12 protein-coding genes and 1 riboswitch are annotated in these 16,125 nt (G+C 53.9%); of the genes, 1 reads left to right on the top strand and 11 read right to left on the bottom strand.

What is annotated here, in order from left to right:
- Positions 1 to 84 precede the first annotated feature (84 nt).
- Positions 85 to 639 carry a hypothetical protein gene (locus MKX98_RS32210; RefSeq protein ID WP_339224636.1) on the top strand — a complete coding sequence of 185 codons (555 nt, stop codon included), beginning with the start codon at positions 85 to 87 and terminating at the stop codon, positions 637 to 639.
- A gap of 111 nt (positions 640 to 750) precedes the next feature.
- Here the strand turns inward: MKX98_RS32210 and MKX98_RS32215 are convergent, their stop codons facing one another.
- From MKX98_RS32215 to MKX98_RS32265, 11 genes are all read right to left on the bottom strand, one after another.
- Complete coding sequence (locus tag MKX98_RS32215; protein ID WP_339220436.1) at positions 751 to 1,791, bottom strand: hypothetical protein; 1,041 nt, start codon at positions 1,789 to 1,791, stop codon at positions 751 to 753.
- 182 nt (positions 1,792 to 1,973) lie between these two features.
- Positions 1,974 to 3,362, bottom strand: a complete 1,389-nt coding sequence (gene fumC, locus MKX98_RS32220) for a class II fumarate hydratase (RefSeq protein WP_194540010.1) — start codon at positions 3,360 to 3,362, stop codon at positions 1,974 to 1,976.
- A gap of 239 nt (positions 3,363 to 3,601) precedes the next feature.
- Complete coding sequence (locus MKX98_RS32225) at positions 3,602 to 4,627, bottom strand: DUF2332 domain-containing protein (protein WP_220687250.1); 1,026 nt, start codon at positions 4,625 to 4,627, stop codon at positions 3,602 to 3,604.
- 184 nt (positions 4,628 to 4,811) lie between these two features.
- Positions 4,812 to 6,608: a thiol reductant ABC exporter subunit CydC gene (cydC, locus tag MKX98_RS32230; protein WP_339220439.1), complete on the bottom strand. Its 1,797-nt coding sequence runs from the start codon at positions 6,606 to 6,608 to the stop codon at positions 4,812 to 4,814.
- Positions 6,605 to 8,485, bottom strand: a complete 1,881-nt coding sequence (gene cydD, locus MKX98_RS32235) for a thiol reductant ABC exporter subunit CydD (protein WP_339220441.1) — start codon at positions 8,483 to 8,485, stop codon at positions 6,605 to 6,607. Before cydD ends, cydC begins: the two co-directional genes overlap by 4 nt.
- Positions 8,485 to 9,501 carry a cytochrome d ubiquinol oxidase subunit II gene (gene cydB / locus MKX98_RS32240; RefSeq protein ID WP_339220443.1) on the bottom strand — a complete coding sequence of 339 codons (1,017 nt, stop codon included), beginning with the start codon at positions 9,499 to 9,501 and terminating at the stop codon, positions 8,485 to 8,487. Before cydB ends, cydD begins: the two co-directional genes overlap by 1 nt.
- On the bottom strand, positions 9,488 to 10,891 hold the full coding sequence (locus MKX98_RS32245) for a cytochrome ubiquinol oxidase subunit I (protein ID WP_071218780.1): 1,404 nt from the start codon (positions 10,889 to 10,891) through the stop codon (positions 9,488 to 9,490). Before MKX98_RS32245 ends, cydB begins: the two co-directional genes overlap by 14 nt.
- Positions 10,892 to 11,178: 287 nt before the next feature.
- Entirely contained in the window at positions 11,179 to 12,981 is a 1,803-nt protein-coding gene (gene ade / locus MKX98_RS32250) for an adenine deaminase (RefSeq protein ID WP_220687246.1), read from the bottom strand.
- Positions 12,982 to 13,237: 256 nt separating this feature from the next.
- A riboswitch (purine riboswitch) is annotated at positions 13,238 to 13,339 on the bottom strand.
- Between the two features lie 106 nt (positions 13,340 to 13,445).
- Positions 13,446 to 14,024: an NAD(P)H-dependent oxidoreductase gene (locus tag MKX98_RS32255; RefSeq protein WP_220687245.1), complete on the bottom strand. Its 579-nt coding sequence runs from the start codon at positions 14,022 to 14,024 to the stop codon at positions 13,446 to 13,448.
- A gap of 60 nt (positions 14,025 to 14,084) precedes the next feature.
- The gene (locus tag MKX98_RS32260; RefSeq protein ID WP_220687244.1) at positions 14,085 to 14,675 is read right to left on the bottom strand and encodes a TetR/AcrR family transcriptional regulator; all 591 of its coding nucleotides are present in this window, start codon (positions 14,673 to 14,675) and stop codon (positions 14,085 to 14,087) included.
- Positions 14,676 to 14,834: 159 nt separating this feature from the next.
- A complete protein-coding gene (locus tag MKX98_RS32265; protein ID WP_194540018.1) occupies positions 14,835 to 16,079 on the bottom strand; it encodes an MFS transporter in 1,245 nt (414 codons plus the stop codon).
- Between the last annotated feature and the right edge of the window lie 46 nt (positions 16,080 to 16,125).

The following is a 16,125-nucleotide window of genomic DNA, read 5'->3' on the forward strand; positions in this document are numbered from 1 at the left end:
AATGTCCTGAAAAAGGGTTTATATTATAGATAGGCCCCTAGATTTGGATGCCTATACCCATTCGAAAAACGGAAGGAGGTTATGATGATCGTGAAATTCAGAAGAATATCGCTGTTCGCGCTGACAAGTGTCCTGCTGGCCGCTTCGCTAATCTGGAACAGCGAACAAGCAGCCGCTAACGATGCAGAGAACTATTCCGTGAAGGCAGCAGGCACCTCCATGACTAACGTTCTTGTTCACAAAGGCAAAGCGTACGTTCCGCTCAAGTCCTTAGCCGATGCAATGGGATATGAAATTTCCTATACGCTGAAGGAGGAGTTGGACAACTTTCATCAATATGACGTGAAGGCAGCGAACAATCCCCCGGTATCGATATGGGGTAACGACAGATGGGGGTATACGATCGTTCGGCGGGCAACGCAAGAGATGAACGTGAACGATATCGACATTTATAAGCCGGCCAAGCTATGCCCCGAGGAATCGGACCATTGCAAGCTTGATGAGAGCAAGTATAACGGCCCTCTTTTCATCAAGAACACCCTCTACGTACCTGTCCGAGACATGGCCACAGCCTTAAATCTGAAGCTGACCATGAAGCAGACCCAGAAAGGGCGCATCATTCATCTGTCCCAGCGCTGAAGCTCCCATTTCCCCCTAACGAATACTTGAAAAAGCCAGGCAGAGTCACGAACTCCGCCTGGCTTTTAATCGGAATAAAGGCAATCCACTCCTTCAATTTTTCCATACCCCTCATTCCAGTCCTATGATTTCAATGTCATCCGTGGACGTGATTTTCGAAATATCAAACTCTCTGAAAATATGGGTGCTCGGTTTCCCATTCATATCAAAATCCCGCTCTAGCTTCTTCACACGGTCCGGCGTCTTCAAATCCGCCGCATAATATTCAATGTGAAGGTCCGTCTCCCCCGGTACCGCCACCGAAGGCAGCCGCCGAATCAGCTCCAGCACCCGTTCCTTCTCTTGCGCCAGATTGTCTGCCGTCAGATCCGCGAATACGATTAAACTGATATTCTGACTGATAGTCCCGTCGGAATTTGCGAGTCGGTTATAATCACGCTCGATGGTGTCGATATCGGAGTTAACATAAACATAAGCATTCGCAAACGCCTGGTCCGGATAAAGCTCAGCCAGCAGAGGTTTCAGCCGGTCTCTCAGCTGCTGTCCCCACAGCAGATTCAAATATGTATCATTCGATATGCTGGGAGGGCTGGCTTCATTGCTGCTAAGCGTGAATTCCAGCTCAGGCGACTGTACCGGATGGGCTCTCAGATTGTATGAGCCGATGGCCCAGGTATAGTCCACGTCCGTAACTTTAAAGGGTTCGTTGTACTTCTGTTCCAAATAGGACTCTGCCGCCTCCTGGACCTCTCGTTTCTCGGCGGCCGTCTTCATGAACGGAGCAGATCCCCAGGTATACCCCGAGTAGATGGACCCGGCGAACAGGGCAAGTCCAATCACCGTCCGCAAGACGATTTTCCAAGGAGAGGCGAGTTGGCGCTTCCGCTTCTCGTCGAACATCGGTTTCTTGGGTGATCGGTAGTTGAAATAAATAACCGGTATAATCAGACCTATAATATGTAGTCCAATAGCGAGCGGACCAATAATCAGGCCCAAAAATCCCAATGTCATGAAAAAAATAAACAAAGCCGCTCCCTGAAACGCCATAAGCAGCGTTCCGCCTATAATCATACCCGGTGTCCCGATATAAAACATCCCGAGCCCGGTGCATATCAGAGAGAGCAGCGTGGCAATCCATTGATGTTTCTTCAAGTTATCATCCGTCCTTCATGCAAATGGTTTATCAATCATGGTCAATATCCTGACACCCTATTATAACCGCTGCGGAGCTTGGGAAAAGAAAAAATCTAAAACCCAAAACCCATTTCACCGTGGTGAAATGGGTTTTGGGTCAACCGAGGCATGTTTTCCGATCAAGCTCCAAACATACGCCCTTACTCCTTCGGATGGATCATTTCTTCCGGACGAACGATCCGGTCAAAATCCTCTCCGCTTAACAGCCCGCTTGCCAGAGCCGCCTCGCGAAGCGTTGTCCCTTCTTTATGCGCTTTTTTTGCGATGGCCGCTGCATTCTCATATCCGATATGCGGATTCAGCGCTGTCACCAGCATCAGCGACCGCTCCATGTTCGTACGGAGAACGTCAAGGTTGGCTTCGATGCCGACCGCGCAATTCTGGTCGAATGAATCCATCGCATCCGACAGCAGGCGTACGGACTGCAAGAAGTTATAGATGATGACCGGTTTAAAGACGTTTAGCTCAAAATTACCCTGGCTTGCTGCAAAACCGATCGTGGCATCGTTGCCCATCACTTGGCAGACTACCATCGTCAGTGCCTCGCTCTGGGTTGGGTTCACTTTCCCCGGCATGATCGAGCTGCCCGGTTCGTTGGCAGGGATCGAGATCTCGCCAATCCCGGAACGGGGACCGCTTGCCAGCCAGCGAACGTCGTTGGCGATCTTCATCAGATCGGCAGCCAGCGCCTTCAGCGCCCCATGGGCAAATACAATCTCGTCATGACTGGTCAGCGAATGGAACTTGTTGCTGGCTGACGTGTAGCTTTTTCCAATTTGCATGCTGATTTCAGCTGCCGTCATTTCTCCGAATTTCGGATGTGCGTTAATGCCGGTGCCGACGGCAGTACCGCCAATAGCCAGCTCACGCAGCGGTTCTACGGCGGAAGCCAGCATCAATTCACACTTCTCGAGCATCCGGTGCCAGCCGCTGATTTCCTGTCCGAGGGTCAGCGGTGTGGCATCTTGAAGATGCGTGCGGCCGATTTTGATCAGGTCCTTATATTCATCGCTTTTCTTCTCTAGCGTTTTCTTCAAGCGGCGCAGCGCGGGCAGCACATGATCTTCCACGGCCACGACCGCGGCCATGTGCATTGCTGTCGGAAACGTATCGTTAGAGCTTTGGGATTTGTTGACGTCGTCGTTGGGATGAACGCGCAGGGCGCTGTCTTTTTGCTCAAGCAGCTGATTGGCCCGATTCGCAATGACTTCGTTCACGTTCATATTGGACTGCGTGCCGCTGCCGGTCTGCCAAACCACCAGCGGAAAGTGCTCATCCCACTTGCCGGCCACAATCTCATCGGCGGCGGTCGTAATGGCATCGACCTTGTCTGCTTCCAGCTTGCCGAGCTTGCCATTCACGATAGCCGCGCTTTTCTTCAATATCGCAAACGCCCGAATGATTTCCTTCGGCATCGTTTCGGTTCCAATCCGGAAATTCTCGGAACTGCGCTGTGTCTGCGCTGCCCATAGCTTATCCGCAGGCACTTTAACCTCACCCAGGGTATCCTTCTCAATACGATAATCCATCCCAACTTCCTCCTTTGGCTTCCTTGAATTTAAGCGCTTATTATTCCATCCCCCCTATTATGACATAGACTTGCCCAAGAAAAAAACAGACCGGATGAACAGCAGCGACTTCCATACGTACAGCCTTGATTCGGCTGATTTCCAGGCTCGCTTGCTCGCCGTCACCTCACACGGAACAATGGCAGGTACCACACGATTCGCTGTGCTTCTTCAATCAAGCTAACGGCACTATTCCCAATTCACAACAGCCACTGGAACCAGCGAGCATGCCCATCCGTTCGCGCGACCGTAAACTCGCTTCGCACGCCCCCAAGGATATAGTCCGCATGAAGATCGCCATCCTGCATATTGTTGTAGACATGCACGATATCGCGAACCCTTCCGATTTCATTTAAGTGATGCAGCAGCTTTTGCTTGGATGCCTCCGGGATCTGATTAGCCACATGCGTATGAAATACGCAAATGACGGCCTCCTCAGGGATGCCCTTCACGATATCGGGAAGCAGTTCGGTGCCGTCCCCTTCCCGGAACTGTATCCCGGACTGCTGCTTCAATACCTCCGCCGCATGCTCCAGCATGGATACCCTGTCGTGATTACCCGGCCAGATTAAAGACCGCAGCCACAAAAAGTGCTCCGGGTTCCGCACGTCATTCACATGCAGATCGATCCCCATCCGATAGACCACCGGGGGAATGGAAGCTGGCAGGAACGGCATCCGACCTCCCCTGATCTCCGATGTAATATGAACCTTCGACCCCGCTAGGCCGTAACGAATCGCGTCTCCATAGGAGTAGCTGTACTGATCCCACAGCAGCTGCAATCCGGCACTGGTTCCAAGCTCCACCAAGGCAAGCGGCTTACGGACCTTATCATAGATCGAGCAGAACACCGGGTACAAATACGCACAGCGGCGGACTTCGTTCGTCTGTACCCGTTTACTCTCCAGGATCCTGATAATGACTGCCTGATGCTTCAGCACAAATGAACGAAAATAGGGATAACAGGAGCTCATTTCCTTCGGATGCTCCACTAGACCCGGGTAATACGCCCTCAGATCCGGCCCCTCACCCTGCAGCAGCAAATATTGGACGGCGCCAAACAGCATATTGGGGACAGGCTGGCCTGCAGGAACATACGCAGCGACTTGCAGCAGCTCTTCATCATCGGCTATATGGCCAGCCAAGTACTCATAGAACACACTGGATCCCGGACATTCCCGTTCAGCAAAATGACGAAACACGTTCACCAACTGTTTCGAATCCACCCTACACCACACCCCTAACGTTGTAATTAACCCTTTATCCTGCTTAAGACTAATGTTACATCTTTCCAGAAGGCGCGTGGATTCTGATCTTTTATCGGGCTTATAAGAAAAAAAGAAGGCAACAAAAAGAAGAACCGCCCTCCTGAAAAGGCCGGTTCTTCTGCTGGCAAATCGCTATCGCTGTCTATATCGCCGGACGATCCAAACGGTACAGGTTCCGATACCGCGGATATCGCTGCATCAGCTCATCATGGGTACCCCGCATGACGATTTGACCGTCTTCCATGAAGAGGATCTCATCCATGCGCTCCACGCCGACCAGATGATGCGTCACCCAGATCAAGGTCCGGTCCTGCAGGCTGGCGAATATGGTGGACAGCAGTTCCCGCTCGGTTTTGGGATCCAGCCCGACCGTAGGCTCATCCAGAATGACAACGGGTGTTTTCTGCAGCAGGATTCGAGCCAAAGCCACGCGCTGGCGCTCTCCTCCGGAGAAACGCTGTCCGGCTTCCTGCATTCGGGTGCGAAGACCTTCCGGAAGGGAAGCCACCAACAGTTCTAGCCGTGCCAAAGCAACCGCGTCCCGTATTTCCGCTTCCGTGGCATCCGGCTGTCCGAGCCGGATGTTGTTTGCTAGCGTCGTATCGAACAAATGCGGACTCTGGTTCAACACCGAAATAACGGAAGATATCTCATCGCCAAACCGCACGGAATCCACTCCGCCTAAAGTCAGGCTGCCCCCTGAGGGTGCCAGCACACCCTGAATCAGCTGCAGCAGGGTGGATTTGCCAGCACCTGAACGCCCTATAATGGCTACCTTGGCCCCAGGAGGAATATCCAGGGATACATCCGTTAACGTAGCCCCTTCCCCATTCATACCGGATCGTTCCAGCCCGGATTTGCCGCCTGCCGCCTGATCATAACGGAAGCTGACGCCATCCGCCTTCACATGGACACCGCTGCTTATGACAGATTCGATCTCTCCCTTATTGAGCTGTTGACCCCGATTCCGTTTCCCTTCAGATGTTTCGGCGCTTTCTATCGCCTGAAGCCTTGCGACCGATTGGCCGTACTGCGGAATCCGCTCCACGGCTTCGGATACCGGCAGGAATGCGTCCATTAACGGGAACACAACCAGCACGCAAGCCGCGATCAGCGTAACATCGATCGAGCCGTCCGCATACTGCCTTCCTGACCAATACACCATCGATACCACCGTCACGGCAACCACGCATTGGCCGATAAAAGCCCGAAGACGCGACCAGCGCTTGAGAGAGCGATCGGTCCGGTCGACCTCCGCTTCATCCGCCTCATATCCGGTCAGGAATTCCGTCTGCCGGCCGCTGACATACCATTCATGAATGCCCAGTACCGCGTCGGTCAGCTTCTGGTAGAGGTTGCTTCGGGCCTGCTTCATTTCCCGGTTCTTCCGCTTGGTGAGCAGCAGGGAAACGAGCGGCAGTACCAGAATCAGCACGGCTGCATACAGCGCGAGCAGAAGGGCAAATGCCGGATCAACCAGGCCGACGGCCAGAATGACCCCGGCGTATAACACAAGCGCAACAATCGATGGAAAGACCGTACGAATATAGACGTCCTGCAAATACTCGATATCATCGGAGAGCACGCCCAGCAGATCCCCGGTGCGGTACCGGGAGGATAAACGGAGGGCTTGCGGTTCCAGAATGCGGTACAGCCGCAGGCGCATCTGGGACAGGATGCGAAGAATCGTGTCATGCCCCACCAGGCGCTCCACGTAATGGATGACCGCGCGTCCGATGCCGAAGGTCCGAACCGCTACGGTCGGCACGTATACCATCAGGATATTTTCCGGCCGTAGGGCGGACTTGGAGATCAAATACCCGGATGTGAACATCAGCATCCCGGCGAACAGGATCGTGAGCACACCAAGCAACACAATCAGCAGAAAGCGCCAGAAGTTTGCCGTTACATAGGGCCGAAACCACGATTCCTGCTTCATTGTACTCCCTCCATCTGCGATGTAATCAACCCATAATAGACGCCTTGCCGAGCGATAAGCTCCTCATGGGTTCCCGTTTCCGCCACCCGCCCCTGATGCAGAACGATGATGTAATCCATATCCTGCATCCAGTGCAGTCTGTGCGTCGCGAGGAATACCCACTTATCTTGAAAAAGGGAAAGCATCGTCTCCTTCAGCTCGTATTCCGTCTCGATATCCAAGTGGGCCGTCGGCTCATCCAGCAGCAGAACCCGCCGGTCGCCGAGCAGCGCTCTGGCCAAGGCCACGCGCTGTGCCTGACCGCCGCTTAAAGCGCGCCCGCCGCCGCCGATCATCTCTTCAAGTCCGCCAGGCAAGCTCTTCACCAGATCTGACAGTCCCGCCGCTTCTACCGCTGCTTCGACTTGCGCTGTAGACGCCTCCGGTGCATAGAAGCGCACATTATCCGCCAAGGTAGCACCGAATAAATACGGCTGCTGCGGCATATAGGTGACCTCGGTCCGCCAGGCCCGCCGGTTTCTGTCCTCCAGCTTCACGCCGTTTAGCTCCATCACGCCGGATGTATGCGCCATAAATCCACCCAGTAGCTCGATGAGCGTGGATTTGCCGGCCCCGCTCTCCCCGACGATGCCGATCTTGCGTTGACCCGGTATCCGGAAGCTGACATCCTCCAAGGAGGCCGGCCCCAACTCTTCGTGCCTGAGGCCGATTCCGGACAGCTCCAGCACGCTTTGGTGATCCCATTGGAATCGCGGCTGCGGTCTGAGGCTGGAATTAGAGAAATTATTTTGAATTTTAAATGTTAAGCCCGTTGAGGTCCGTTCCATCGTTCCTGCCGCCGGGGTTTCAAGCGCTTCAGTTGGCCTGAATGGACCCGCTCCATTGACCGAACCCTCCGCAGCAACAGAACCCGAGATTCCACCCAAATGCCCTTTCCGGGCCTCTTGAATCATGGATTGCATCGCTTCCCCTGCCTGCTTGCCGTCCAGCGTGGCATGAAAGTCCGCCCCGACCATGCGCACCGGTAGGAAATACTCCGGTGCCAGGATCAGGATGAGCAGCGCGGGCAGCAGCTCCAGGCTGCCGTTCATGAGGCGCAAGCCCAGGTTTACCGCAACAGATGCCACGGACAGCATCGTAAAGAAATCCAGTGCGAAGGACGACAGAAACGCCACGCGCAGCGTCCGCATGGTAGCTGCACGATATCCCTCGCTGACCTGCTGTATACTCTCGCTGTGCTTACGGCTCTGTCCCAAAAACTTCAGGGTAGTGAGCCCTCTCAGCGAATCCACAAAATGATTGGACAGCATTCGGTAGGAATCCAGCTGCTGCTCAGTTTGCTTTCTCGCGGCAAGCCCTACGAGGATGAGAAATACGATCAGAATCGGCATGGTCACCAGCAGAATAATGCCTGATATCCGGTCCGTCATGAACACGTACAGCCATACCAGCGCCGGGGTAATGCTCGCCCCCATCAAACGCGGTATGGTCAGCTCCGCATATTTGCGGAACTTGCCGATGCCCTCCAGCACAAGCGTAACCACATTGCCCGTTCCTTCCGACCGGACAAAGGACGGCCCATTCCGAAACAGCTCATCCAGCAGCTGCTTCCTCAGGCTCGTGCCCGTCTCCTCGGCAAAGCGCTGTGCGAATCCTTGCTGCACAGCCGAGATGCCGTGGCGTGCCAGAAATGCAAGCAGGAACAAGGCAATGGTCTCCCCCTGCTCCTGCAGCGTTGATCCCGCAAACAGGGCGGATACGGCTTCCGCCAGCCACTTGGCTTGCAGGAGGATGGCCATGCTCTGTGCCAGGGTACATACGGCGACAAGGAAGAATACCGTCTTGGCGCCTTTGTATCCCAGCAGATCTTTTCCCATCAGTACTCCAAATGCTCCTTCTCATGTACCCGTTTGTGGAAAACGAAGTAACTCCAAATTTGATAGCCCAATACGAAAGGCAGCAGCGTGACCGCCACAATCGTCATAATCTTGAGGGAATACGGTCCGGAGGCCGCATTATAAATAGTCAGGTCAAATGCGGAATGGATGGAACTGACCATCACGCGCGGGAACAAGCCCACGAACACGGACGTTACCAAGAGTGCGATAACCGCCCCGGTCATCCCGAAGGCCCAGCCGTCCCGTTTGATGTTCATGAAATATCCGCCCAGCAGGAATGCGAGCAAAGCCAGCACCAGCAGCACGGTTAACGCCACGCCACGCTTCTCGAAGATATCGGTCATGAAATACGTCATCACTCCGAATGCAACGAACAGGGCCGCTACGGGAAGCAGGAGTCTCCGGGCCATACGGCGCGCCCGTTCCTGAAGATCCCCCATCGTGCGCAGTGTTGTGAACATCAAGCCATGCAGCAGGCAGAGCATCACCATCGTCAGTCCGCCAACCACAGTATAGCCATTCACAACATCAAACAATCCGGCATGCAGCTGCATCTCCTCGTTAATGGGGAGCCCCTGAATCAGGCAGGCAAAAACAACGCCGAGCAGGAATGGCGGAAGCACGCTGCCGATGAAAATCGCACCGTCCCACACCCGTTTCCAGCGAACATCGCCCACCTTGCCGCGGAATTCAAAGGCCACCCCGCGTCCGATCAAGGCCAGCAGAAGAAAGACAAGCGGAATGTAGAAGCCGCTGAACAGCGTCGCATACCAGTTCGGGAAGGCGGCGAACATGGCGCCGCCCGCCGTCAACAGCCAGACCTCGTTGGCGTCCCAGAACGGGCCGATCGAGTTGATCAGCACCCGGCGCTGGGTATCATTTTTGGCCAGCAGCTGCGTGGACATCCCGACCCCGAAGTCGAAGCCCTCCAAGAAGAAGAACCCTATAAACAAGACGGCAACGAGCACAAACCACAGTTCGTTAAGAGACAGCATTGTAGCCCTCCTTATTAAACGGATCGCTTGCGTGGTGGTCCTCTTCCTCCGCCGCATACGGTCCTTTCTTAATGACTTTGATAAATAGATACGCCATAACGGCTGCCAGCACCGCATAAATGGCAGTAAACATGATCAGCGAGAACAGGATCGAGCCTGCGCTGACGTTCGGTGAAACACTGTTCTCCGTAGTGATCAGTCCGAATACCGTCCAAGGCTGGCGTCCGATCTCCGTCATGATCCATCCCGACGTATTGGCGATGAACGGCAGCGAAATGCCGAGCAGCATCAGTCTGAGGAACCATTTGCCGGCCTTCTCGACCTTTTTGCGCAGCATCAGCCACGCTCCGTACAATCCCAGCAGAATCATGACGCTGCCAGCGGCCACCATAATCCGGAAGCTCCAGAAGGTGGTACGAACCGGCGGAATATAGTCTCCAGGACCATATTGCTGTTCGTACTGCGCCTGCAGCTCCTTCATCCCGATGACTTCACCGGAAAACTTGCTGTAGGACAAAAAGCTGAGCAAATACGGGATTTTAAACTCCATCGTGTTCTCCTGCTTATCCGGATCGATGGCCGCAATGACCGTCCAAGGCGCAGGATCATCGCTCGTTTCCCACAGGCTCTCCGCAGCGGCCATCTTCATCGGCTGCGTATCCACCAAATACTGCGCCTGCTGGTGACCGAATACCGCAACCAGAATGGAGGTGATGAGGCCAATCACGATGGCGATGTGAAATGATTTCTTAAAGAAATCCAAATCTTGCTTCTTCATCAGCTTGTAGGCACTCACACCTGCAACGAGGAACGCCCCGGTTGCCAGTGCCCCGAAGATCGTGTGCGGGAACTCCACCAACAGCTGACCGTTCGTAATCAGTGCGAAGAAATCATTCATCTCCGCCCGCCCATTATTCATCTCGAATCCGACGGGACGCTGCATGAACGAATTCGCTGCCAGAATCCAGAATGCGGACATCAGGGTGCCGAAGGACACCAGCCAGATACTAAGCAGATGGACCTTCTTTGATAAACGGTCCCAACCGAATATCCACAGTCCAATAAACGTCGACTCTAGGAAAAACGCCAGCAATGCTTCAATGGCAAGCGGTGCGCCAAATACGTCCCCGACAAACCTTGAGTAATCCGACCAGTTCATGCCGAACTGGAATTCCTGCAGAATCCCTGTCACAACCCCGACCGCAAAGTTAATCAGGAACAGCTTTCCCCAGAACTTCGCCATTTTCTTGTAGACTTCCTGGCCTTTAACAACATACATCGTCTCCATGATGGCAATCAGAAACGCCAACCCGATGGACAACGGTACGAAAATAAAGTGAAAAATGGTTGTCGATGCGAATTGAATTCGCGCCAGCATAACCGGATCCATATCAGATACCCCTTCCTTTAGCTCACGTGATCACTTCAAATTTGATTCTTTTTGTATTGTCGCAGACCACGCCCTAAAGGATTGTGATAAACATCACAATATCAGGACTGAAACTGGAGCAAAAAGTTATAAATTTGTGACGAAAATCACTAAGTGAATTGCGATTTTGTGCACATCGAGGAAAATGGAAAGGACTCGCTGCCTCTGCTCGCGATTTAAAAGCCTGTATTTACAATATAAAAAGCAGGCTGACATGAAGGCCAGCCTGCTTCGGTGTATCTGCGCCCTTATTGAACCGCGCCAATCTCGGTCTCGATGAGCTTGAATTCCGTTACGTCCGCGATCCCGCGGTTGGTTATGCGGATTTCCGGAATCACCGGCAGCGCAATGAGCGAGAAGGTCATGAACGGGGCATGAATGTAGCATCCGAGCTCCTTCCAAGCTTCCTCCAAGGCAGCGACCTCCTCCGCTACGATCTCAACCGGACGGTCCGCCAGCAAACCGGCAATCGGCATCGCCACCTTCGCCAGCACCTTGCCGTCCCGTACTACGATCATGCCGCCACCGCACGCGGCCAGCTCATTCGCCGCGAGTGCCATATCTTCGGCATTCGTGCCCATCACCAGCAGATTGTGGCTGTCATGCGCTACTGTGGACGCAACTGCGCCGGATTTCAGTCCGAAGCCGCTCGCAAAACCGAGCGAGATTTGCCCCGTCGTGCCGTGGCGTTCAATGCATGCCAGCTGAACCACGTCCTGATCCAGGTCTGGCTGGATCACCCCTTGCTCCACGGAGAGCACCGCTGTCATTTTAGCGGTACGGGCGCTGTTCTCGATGACGCGCACCACGTTCACTTCCGTGCGCGCTGCATCGAATTTGCTGCGCAGCAGAAAGTCATCCGCAGTAAGCGAACGCTGCAGTTTGACCGAGTTAAAAGCTTTTTCCGGGTATTGATATACAGGGAACGCCTTCACGAGTCGGCCGTTCTCTGCAACCACTTCGCCATCCGTGATCACAACGGAAGGGACCATGCTCAACAGATCATCAATCAGCAATATATCCGCCGTTTTGCCAGGTGAAATGCTGCCAAGCTCCATGTCCATCCCGAAATAACGAGCCACGTTGATCGTTCCCAGCTGGATCGCCGTAACCGGGTCCACGCCCTCTTCCATAGCGCGGCGGACCACATGGTTCATATGTCCGAGTCTCAACAGCGTCTGCGGATACACATCATCCGTAACCAGAGAAATATTGTCTGTGCGCACCTTATCTTCCGTTATGACCTTAACAACTTCCTTCACATCCTGCCAAGCCGAACCCTCGCGGATCATCAGGTGCATGCCGAGGCGAACCTTCTCCAAAGCCTGCTCCCGGGTTACCGTCTCATGGTCGGAGCTTACGCCGGTTGCCATATATGCCTGCAGCATCCGGTCGTCCTCTGCCGGAAAATGCCCGGTCACCGTCTTGCCTGCACGCAGCGTGGCTTCGATCTCCCCGCTCATGGTCGGATCGCCATACACGACGCCCGGGAAATTCATCACTTCGCCAAGCCCGGCAACACCGGGCCATGTCAGCCCTTCCTCAATGTCGGCTACGCCCAGCTGCGCCCCGGCATCCTCCAGATCGAAGGTTGACGGCACACACGAAGGTATGGTGGTGAACACCTTCATCGGCAGCTGCTGCCCTTCCTCGTGCATCCAGCGCACGCCCTCCATGCCGAATACGTTGGCAATCTCATGGGGATCCATATATACCCCTGTCGTTCCGCTAACGATAGCCGCCTTGGCAAACTCGGTCACGGTGAGCATCGTGCTCTCCACATGCATATGGCCGTCGAGCAGGCCCGGCGAGATATAGCGGCCATTCGCTTCGATGACCCGAGTCCCCTCCCCGATCGTGTGATCCGCGTTGCCGATATAAGCAATGCGCCCGGAGGCCAAGGCCACGTCCACTCGCTCCTGAAGCTCGCCTGTAAACACATTTACCAGCGTGCCGCTCTTGATGACCAGATCGGCTGGCTCCTGTCCTAAGGCAACCTTCCCCAGCTGCCGGCTGACCTCGTATCGTTTCTGTCTCTGGATTGAACTCATGATGATTGCACGCTCCCCTTTTTTTAATGAACGGTAAGAATACAAAATCGATCCGCTGTATAACACGCCAAACACCCCGGGCAGCGTATCTGCCCGGGGTGCCTGTACTTATATCCATAGAGGAAGAGAAGTCCCGTGCATCAGCAATGGTATGCTATCTAGTCTGCACATCACCTCATCCGTTAAAACCTGCCGGATTCCAATCAAGATGATTTTCCAGCCCGGCTTCCATAATTGCGGAGCTTTAGCTGGGTGGTGGGATTCTCAACCTTCATGTAGTCAAGTCATTTACGGTAACCTGGTAGAAACGCCTGGGCCCTATTCCCCGGCATATACATCAAGATTTGATTTTGAAAAAACGTACCCTTCCATTCTTTTCGTTTCATTTGTTGTATGAATTATAATCCTCCTGCCCGAGAAGTCAAGCCATTGGAAGGAACTGTACATCACACACTCTGCCAGCTTTAGGCCAATTTCCGTCCCATTCTGTGTACACGCTCAAGCCATTGCTTTCTTGCCACTTCAGGCATTTTGCGAAGCTGCGTAATGTTCGTGGCACGCACACTGCCTACGCCGCAAAACTTCAGAATGGAATGTTTCATCATTTGATGCCCCGGCTGGCCGAGATAGAAACGGTAGTAGACGTACGGCGAATCCATCGTGACGATCAGACGGGCCGTCTTCCCTTTGAGCAGCTGCTCCGGCAAGGGCGAGTTCTTGCGGTATTTAAAGGCAAAGCCCGGCAGAAACACCCGGTCGATGAACCCTTTGAGCAGCGCCGGCATGCCGCCCCACCAATTCGGGTACACAAATACCAGGTGATCCGCCCAAGAGATCAGTTCCTGCGCTTTTTGCAGATCCGGCTCCAGCGGTTGTTTACCCTTATAGCCGCCGGAGAGATTCAGGTCAAACTCCAGCTCCGCAAGCACCAGCTCCCGCACCTCCGCCCCGGACTCGGCCGCCCCCCTCGCATAGACCTCGGCCAGCAGGCTGCCATAGCTGTTCGCAATGGGATTGCCTTGAATAATTAAAACCTTTTTCATATGTTTCTTCCCCCTCGTAATTTGGTTAACAAACACTAACCTAATGGTAAAAAGAAAAGGTCACGCCGGACCTTTTCCCAAACCTGTTAATGCCAATAAATGCGCCGTCACTTCAGATGCCAGCGGCGACAAAGGTTCCTCCAGCTCCCCTTGCATCGTTGCGATCGCCAGCTGGTTGAATGCACCGATGATTAGCACGGCGGTTAACCGCGTATTCTGCGGCGGAATATCCCGCTGCAAGACCGCTTGCTCAAGCAGATCATGCAAGGCGTCCAGCGGCTGGCGTCCTCTGCTCTTGAGCACCTCCGTAAACAGCTCGTGATGCTGGGACAAGAGCAGCAAGCCGTATTTATCCTCGTCATACGAAGCCAGCACCCGGGTGACGAGCGCCGACAGCCGCTCTGTAAACAAGCCGGGGCGGGACGCATAATCATCCACCAGACGCGTATAGCTGCTGCAGTATTCCTCGAACGCCTCCGCTGCCACGGCATCCTTATTCGTAAAATGCTTATAGATCGCCGCATCCGTTACGCCCGCCGCCGCGCCGATCTCCTTCACCGATACGCCGTCCACGCCCTTCTCCGCGAAGAGCTTCATGGCAGCCTGCAAAATATCCTTCTTCTTGCTATCGAAATGTGGTTTCTTTTTCATGCTCATATCATAAGTGAACGCTAACCAAATTGCAATAACCAACGCAAAAAAGAGGCTCCTCCTTGCCCGGAGTGCCTCTCCATTCATATTTCTTCGCTTTTCGCCGCTTAAAATGCACACCCAACCTTTTTTAACCATGAGCTCAATCTCATGCCTATCTTAAGCTCCGGCTTCAACAGGCGCCGCCTTTACCTTTTTGCCGTACAGCAGCATAAGCGGGATGCTGATCACGAATGCCCCGGCAACTAGCAAGAAGGGAATTCTCGGATCAACTCCATATGCCCAGCCGCCAATGATGCCGGATGGCGAAATGACAATGAGGATGAGCACCTGGAGCAGCGCGAATATTTTGGCGCGATTCTCATCGTCAATGGCGTTGGCCACCGCAGTCTCCAAGTATGGGTACGTCATCATGGTGCCGATTGCGGCAATGACGGTGCTCAAGCTCAGCACCAGCAGATCCCCTTGCGGCGCAAACACCAGTATGACATTGGACAATACCGATATAACGAACCCCCATACCATCGTCCGGTGCACATGCTGCTCTCCGATTCGGGGCATGATCCACCGCATGAATATGAGCATAATTACGGAGGAGAATGCCGGAAAGACGGAGATCAGGCCGCTCCCCAAATGCAAATATTCCACCATGAAAATGGAGACGTAGGTCGTCTTCACCGTCATCTGAAAATTAAATAATATATACACGCCGAAGATCATCAGCAGCAGCGGGTTTCCGAGCATGCTCTTCATCACCGAAGCATAGTCGGACATCCCCTCCCGCAGGCTCATTGCCTTCGTTTCTTTCATCTTGCGGTAACCGATATCCGTCTCCCTTGTCGCATAGTGGCGCCCGATGAACTGGATCGTCATCAGGATACAGGCCAACACGAACATGATGCGCACCCCGGGCACAAGCGTAAAATGATACACCAGCAGCCCGCCGATCGGTGCAAACAAGCCGCCGACGACGCTAATCAGCTGCAGCAGCGTAAAGACATAGGTCCTCTCCTTCGGCGCGGTGTCCTCCACCAGCAGACAGTAAAAGGCGGTATGCGGCACCTTCTGAAAGCCGTTAATGACCGCCGCGATCACAAAAAACCAGAAGTTCTGCGAAACCGCCCAGAGCAGCGTAGCCACGGTCCAGCTTAGTACGTCGAAGTACAGCAGCGCTTTTTTTCTGCCTAAACGGTCCGTTAAATACCCGCTGAGAAACGAAGAAAGCACCTGCACAAGCAAACCGATGGAGGTAATCCAGCCGATTCCCGTCTCGGTTACCCCAAGTTGGTACATGTAGATCGAGGTGTACGTCGTGAACATGCTGTAAGGAATAAGAAACAGCGGCTCGTAAACGAGACAGCCCCGCGCATTGCCAGTCAATTGCCGAAACGAAGTAGAACCCATAATATCCTCCGGACCTGAAGTGTAGTCGTTGCTTAGCCATTATAGC

The organism is Paenibacillus sp. FSL W7-1332 (genome assembly GCF_037969785.1).
Lineage (GTDB): Bacteria > Bacillota > Bacilli > Paenibacillales > Paenibacillaceae > Paenibacillus_AQ.

What these genes read in the sequence shown, in the direction of transcription:
- MKX98_RS32265 (WP_194540018.1), bottom strand. Translation starts at nt 16,079, where the DNA reads ATGGGTTCTACTTCGTTTCGGCAATTGACTGGCAATGCGCGGGGCTGT.
- MKX98_RS32260 (WP_220687244.1), bottom strand. Translation starts at nt 14,675, where the DNA reads ATGAAAAAGAAACCACATTTCGATAGCAAGAAGAAGGATATTTTGCAG.
- fumC (WP_194540010.1), bottom strand. Translation starts at nt 3,362, where the DNA reads ATGGATTATCGTATTGAGAAGGATACCCTGGGTGAGGTTAAAGTGCCT.
- ade (WP_220687246.1), bottom strand. Translation starts at nt 12,981, where the DNA reads ATGAGTTCAATCCAGAGACAGAAACGATACGAGGTCAGCCGGCAGCTG.
- cydB (WP_339220443.1), bottom strand. Translation starts at nt 9,501, where the DNA reads ATGCTGTCTCTTAACGAACTGTGGTTTGTGCTCGTTGCCGTCTTGTTT.
- cydD (WP_339220441.1), bottom strand. Translation starts at nt 8,485, where the DNA reads ATGGGAAAAGATCTGCTGGGATACAAAGGCGCCAAGACGGTATTCTTC.
- MKX98_RS32245 (WP_071218780.1), bottom strand. Translation starts at nt 10,891, where the DNA reads ATGGATCCGGTTATGCTGGCGCGAATTCAATTCGCATCGACAACCATT.
- cydC (WP_339220439.1), bottom strand. Translation starts at nt 6,608, where the DNA reads ATGAAGCAGGAATCGTGGTTTCGGCCCTATGTAACGGCAAACTTCTGG.
- MKX98_RS32210 (WP_339224636.1), top strand. Translation starts at nt 85, where the DNA reads ATGATCGTGAAATTCAGAAGAATATCGCTGTTCGCGCTGACAAGTGTC.
- MKX98_RS32255 (WP_220687245.1), bottom strand. Translation starts at nt 14,024, where the DNA reads ATGAAAAAGGTTTTAATTATTCAAGGCAATCCCATTGCGAACAGCTAT.